The organism is Micrococcus sp. (genome assembly GCF_030523875.1).
Taxonomy (GTDB): Bacteria; Actinomycetota; Actinomycetes; order Actinomycetales; family Micrococcaceae; genus Micrococcus.
Map to the genome: position 1 here is coordinate 1 of NZ_JAUNHR010000111.1, position 5586 is coordinate 5586.

The window sequence follows — 5586 nt, forward strand, 5'->3', positions numbered from 1 at the left end:
TCGCAGGCGCCGAGTGCCAATAATGGACTTGGCACTCAGTCGAGCAGACTGCCAGCCGGCCCTGCTGCGGTCGGCGCAGCCGCTCGACCACGAAGTGGAAGCCACCGCCTCTCTGAGGGGCAGGCTCGGCGGGCAGATCCCGCAGGAGCCGGCGCCCCGTCCGTCGCGGGCAGCGGGTCGGTGGGAGTCAGACTGAACGTCCAGGAGGGACGAACACATGGCAAAGCTCATCGCATTCGACGAGGAGGCCCGTCGCGGCCTCGAGCGCGGCCTCAACACGCTGGCTGAGGCCGTCAAGGTCACGCTCGGCCCGCGCGGCCGCAACGTCGTCCTGGACAAGGCGTGGGGCGCCCCCACGATCACCAACGACGGCGTCACGATCGCCCGGGAGATCGAGCTCGACGACCCGTACGAGAACATGGGCGCGCAGCTCGCCAAGGAGGTCGCCACCAAGACCAACGACATCGCGGGCGACGGCACCACCACCGCCACCGTGCTGGCCCAGGCCCTCGTGTCCGAGGGCATGCGCCAGGTCGCGGCCGGCGCCGCCCCCGGCGAGGTCAAGCGCGGCATCGAGACCGCCGTGGCCGCCGTCGAGAAGCGTCTCCAGGAGAACGCCCGCCCGGTCGAGGGCAAGGAGGTGGCCCACGTGGCCGCCATCTCCGCCCAGAACGACGAGGTCGGCGAGCTGCTGGCCCGCGCGTTCGACACGGTCGGCACCGACGGCGTCATCACCATCGAGGAGTCCTCCACCACCTCCACGGAGCTGGACGTGACCGAGGGCATGCAGTTCGACAAGGGCTACCTGTCCCCGTACATGGTCACCGACGCCGAGCGTCAGGAGGCCGTGCTCGAGGACGCCTACGTCCTGATCAACTCCGGCAAGATCTCCAACGTGCAGGAGCTGCTGCCCCTGCTGGAGAAGGTCCTCCAGGCCAACAAGCCGCTGTTCGTGATCGCCGAGGACGTCGAGGGCGAGGCCCTCTCCACCCTCGTGGTCAACAAGATCCGCGGCACCCTGAACGTCGTAGCTGTGAAGGCCCCGGGCTTCGGCGACCGCCGCAAGGCCATGATGCAGGACATCGCGATCCTCACCGGCGCCACCGTGGTCTCCCCGGACCTCGGCATGAAGCTGGAGCAGGCCGACCTGGACGCGCTGGGCTCCGCCCGCCGCATCACGGTGACCAAGGACAACACCACCATCGTGGACGGCGGCGGCGACACGGCCGACGTCGAGGCCCGCGTCTCCCAGATCAAGGCCGAGGTGGCCGCCACCGACTCCGACTGGGACCGTGAGAAGCTCCAGGAGCGCCTCGCCAAGCTCGCCGGCGGCATCGGCGTGATCCGCGTGGGCGCCGCCACCGAGGTGGAGCTCAAGGAGCGCAAGCACCGCATCGAGGACGCCGTGTCCTCCACGCGCGCCGCGCTCGAGGAGGGCATCGTCGCCGGCGGCGGCACCGCCCTCATCAACGCGCTGGCCGTCCTCGACGAGGACGCCGACGTGCAGGCCCTCTCCGGCGACGCCGCCACCGGCGTGGAGATCGTGCGGAAGGCGCTCAAGCAGCCGCTGCGCTGGATCGCCCAGAACGCCGGCGAGGACGGCTACGTGGTGGTCTCCAAGGTGGCCGAGATGAAGCCGAACGAGGGCTTCAACGCCAAGACCGGCGTGTACGGCGACCTGATCGCCGACGGCGTCATCGACCCCGTGAAGGTGACCCGCTCGGCCCTGGCCAACGCGGCCTCCATCGCCGCGCTCGTGCTCACCACCGAGACCCTCGTGGCGGACAAGCCCGCCGACGAGGACGAGCACCAGCACTGAGCCCGTCCCCGGCCCGCCCGGGTTGGGGACCGCTCCTGCCGACGACGACGCCCCCGCACCTTCCGAACGGAAGGGGCGGGGGCGTCGTCGTGCCCGGGAGAGGGGGGCGGCGTCGTCCCCGGGGTGGGGAGGGGCGGCTCAGCCGCGCCGGCCGTCCTCCTCGAGGTACTCACCCGTGGCGTAGTCGTAGGCCACGGGGTTGCCGTCCTCGTCCGTGCGGCGGTACCAGTCGGTGACCTCGGACGAGGTGGAGTCGAAGTCCCCGCCCACGGCGTACTGACTGCCGGTCGGGACCGGCTCCACCGCGAGCGTGAAGTCGTCGCCGTGGTCGGCGATGCCGTGGCGCACGGCCTTCTGCAGGGCCGCGCGCTCGTAGCGCTCGCGCAGGGCCTGGGGATCGTTGCGCAGTTCGCGGTACAGGGCCACGGCCATCAGGACGATCACCACGGAGAACGGCAGCGCCGTGACGGTGATGAGGTTCTGCAGGCCGGCGAGGGCCGTGTCCCCGCCGGTGAGCAGCATGACCACGGCGATGCCGGCCATGCACAGGGCCCAGAAGGCCGTGATCAGCCGCCGGGGCCGGGGGGCGCCGCGCTGGGAGAGCTGCGAGTTCACGAGGGAGGCCGAGTCGGCGGTCGTGATGAAGAAGATGGCCAGCATGACCATCACCACCGGGGCGATGAACTGCGCGCCCGGCAGCTGGTCCAGGACCGTCCAGAAGATCTCCGCCGGGGCGGGCAGGGAGTCCACGGTCCCGTCCGGGGCGATCACCCCGCGCTCGCGCTGCAGCCAGATGGTCGTCCCGCCGATCACGGTGAACGCCGCGATGATCACGGACGCCGGGATGAAAAGGGCCCCCAGCACGAACTGCCGGATGGTGCGGCCGCGGGAGATCTTGGCCACGAACACGCCCACGAACGGCGCCCAGCTGACCCACCAGGCCCAGTAGAAGACGGTCCAGGAAAAGAGGAAGGACTGCATCTCGGGGCCCTCGGCCATGTTCGCCCCGAGCATGTCCGGCATCTGCCCCACGTAGTCCATCAGGACGCCGGGCACCACGTTGAGCAGGAACGCGGTGGGTCCGGCCACGAAGAAGAACACCGCCAGGCCCAACGCAAGGAGCATGTTGATGTTGGAGAGCCAGCGGATGCCCTTGGCCACGCCGGAGACCGCCGAGACGATCGTGCCGACGGTGAGCAGGACGATGATCCCCATGGCCAGGGCGTTGCCGCCGGGGGACCAGCCGGTCACGATCTCCACCCCGCGGCCGATCTGCAGCGCGCCGATGCCCAGCGAGGCGGCGGTGCCGAACAGGGTGGCGATGATGGCCAGGGAGTCGATCAGGCGGGCGCCGAACGAGTCGGTGCGGTCGCCGCGCCCGAACAGCGGCATGAGGATGGAGCTCATCAGCGGCACGCGACCGCGCCGGTAGGACACGTAGGCGACGGCCAGCCCCACGACGGCGTAGATGGCCCACGCGTTGATCCCCCAGTGCAGGGCGGACTGGGCCAGGGCGCCCGTGGCGGCGTCGGTGCTCGCGGGGTCCGCGGAGCCGGGGCGGGGGGAGAGGTAGAAGGTGAGCGGCTCGTACGGGCCGAAGAAGATGATCCCGATCCCGATGCCGGCCGCGAAGAGCATGGCGGCCCAGGAGGCGGTGGAGTACTCGGGCTTCTCCCCGTCCAGGCCGAGGGTGATGTGCCCGTAGCGGGAGAAGGCGAGGGCCAGGAGGAACACGACCATGCCGATCGCCAGCAGGGAGAACATCCAGCCGAGGTTGGTCATGACCCAGGACAGCGCGGCGCTGGAGACGGCCAGGACGTCGTCGGGCCGGGCGACGCCCCAGGCCACGAAGCCCAGGACCAGCACGCCGACGACGACGAGGATGACCCGGTCCACGCCGTAGCGGACCCTCTGGTCCTCGATCGAGACGCCCGGCACCAGGGCCGGGTGGATGCCGTGCGGGTAGGTGACCTCCCGGACGAACCGGCGCAGCCGGGTGCGCGGCGGGGCCGCCGGGGAGGGGACCGCGGGGCCGGAGCGGTCCGGGGATCGGTCGGAGGTCGGGTGCGGTGGGGTGGTCATCCTCACAGGGTAGGCACGCCGGACGGGGCGGAAGGCGGCTGTGACCTGGGGCGGTCCGGTGGACGGCGGTCCGGGACGGCACCACGACGCCCCCGTGCCTTCGCGCGGAAGGGGCGGGGGCGTCGTCGTGCGGGGAGGGGCGGGGTCAGCCGACGCGCGGGCCCGGCGTGGGGGAGCCGACGAGCTGCTCTCGGGAGTCGGCCGGGCGGGAGGCGCGTGCCTCGACGATCTCCTCGTCCTCGTCCGCCATGACGTCCGCGTGCGGGGCGTCGTAGCGGGTGCGGTCCAGGATGCCCTCCTGCTGAGCCACCAGGGCGGGGATCAGGGCCTGGCCGGCCACGTTGGTGGCGGTGCGGCCCATGTCCACGATCGGGTCCACGGCCAGCAGCAGCGCCATGCCCTCCAGCGGCAGCCCCGCGGTGGACAGCGTCAGGGTGAGCATCACGGTGGCGCCGGTGGTGCCGGCGGTGGCGGCGGAGCCCAGCACGGAGACCAGGACGATCAGCGCGTACTGCCCGATCGTCATGTCGATCCCGTAGAACTGCGCCACGAAGACGGCCGCGATCGCCGGGTAGATGGCGGCGCACCCGTCCATCTTGGTGGTGGCGCCCAGCGGCACGGCGAAGGAGGCGTAGCCGGTGGGCACGCCGAAGTTGCGCTCGGCCACGCGCTGGGTGACCGGCAGCGTGCCGATCGAGGAGCGGGACACGAAGCCGAGCTGGAAGGCGGGCCACACGCCGGTGAAGAACTGCTTCGCGGACAGCCCGTGCAGGCGGGCCAGCAGCGGGTACACCACGAGCATCACGAGGGCCAGGCCCACGTAGATCGCCACCACGAACTTCACGAGGGTGCCCATCGTGGACCAGCCGTAGGACGCCACGGCGTTGCCGAGCAGGCCGACGGTGCCGATCGGGGCGAGGCGGATGATCCACCACAGGATCTTCTGGATCACGGCCAGCACCGAGCGGGAGAACGCCACGAACGGGGCGGCCTTCTCGCCCACCTTGAGGGCGGCCACGCCCACGGCGATCGCGATCACGAGCACCTGGAGCACGTTGAACGTGGGGGAGGCGGCGACGGCGCCGGCGTCGTCCACGCTGGTCTTCACGGTCAGACCGGCGAAGTTGGCCGGCACCATCGACGTCAGGAAGTCGAGCCAGCCGACGTCGCGCGCCTCGTAGGCGGCCGGGGCGGACTGGCCGGTGCCCACGCCGGGCTGCATGACGACGCCGACCGCCAGGCCGATCAGCACCGCGATCAGGCTGGTGATGGCGAACCACAGCAGGGTCTTCGCGGCCAGCCGGGCCGCGTTGGTCACCTGCGCGAGGTTGGCGATCGAGGCGACGACGGCGAAGAAGACCAGCGGGATGACCGCCGCCTTCAGGAGGCTGATGTAGACGCTGCCGATCAGGGCCAGCGTCTCTCCGAGGGACGTGGGGGAGTCGGGGGTGTGCCCCATGCCCCGGGCGACGAGGCCGAGGATCAGGCCGAGAAGTAGGGCGACGGCGATCTGCCAGCCGAAGTTCGTGGTCCAGGCGGGGAGCCTGCGGCGTGCCGGTACGGGGGACAAGGAGGTCGAGGAGGGGGCTGCGGTGCTCACCCGGGGAGGGTAGGAGCGTCCTACGCGGAGGCGCGAACCGCGTGTCGCCCCGTGACGAGCGGGTGATGTCGGTCTCATCACCGCG

At 71.4% G+C, this 5586-nt stretch carries 3 protein-coding genes; 1 reads left to right on the forward strand and 2 read right to left on the reverse strand.

What is annotated here, in order from left to right; genetic code table 11:
• Positions 1 to 217 precede the first annotated feature (217 nt).
• On the forward strand, positions 218 to 1819 hold the full coding sequence (groL, locus tag Q4D18_RS10835; RefSeq protein ID WP_303128279.1) for a chaperonin GroEL: 1602 nt from the start codon (positions 218 to 220) through the stop codon (positions 1817 to 1819).
• A 138-nt stretch (positions 1820 to 1957) separates the two neighbouring features.
• On the opposite strand, the gene Q4D18_RS10840 is transcribed toward groL, so the two are convergent.
• On the reverse strand, positions 1958 to 3901 hold the full coding sequence (locus Q4D18_RS10840) for a BCCT family transporter (RefSeq protein WP_303128281.1): 1944 nt from the start codon (positions 3899 to 3901) through the stop codon (positions 1958 to 1960).
• Positions 3902 to 4046: 145 nt separating this feature from the next.
• On the reverse strand, positions 4047 to 5501 hold the full coding sequence (locus Q4D18_RS10845) for a dicarboxylate/amino acid:cation symporter (RefSeq protein ID WP_303128283.1): 1455 nt from the start codon (positions 5499 to 5501) through the stop codon (positions 4047 to 4049).
• Positions 5502 to 5586: the final 85 nt, after the last annotated feature.

Coding starts and splice junctions, on each gene's coding strand:
- groL (WP_303128279.1), top strand. CDS start 218: ATGGCAAAGCTCATCGCATTCGACGAGGAGGCCCGTCGCGGCCTCGAG.
- Q4D18_RS10840 (WP_303128281.1), bottom strand. CDS start 3,901: ATGACCACCCCACCGCACCCGACCTCCGACCGATCCCCGGACCGCTCC.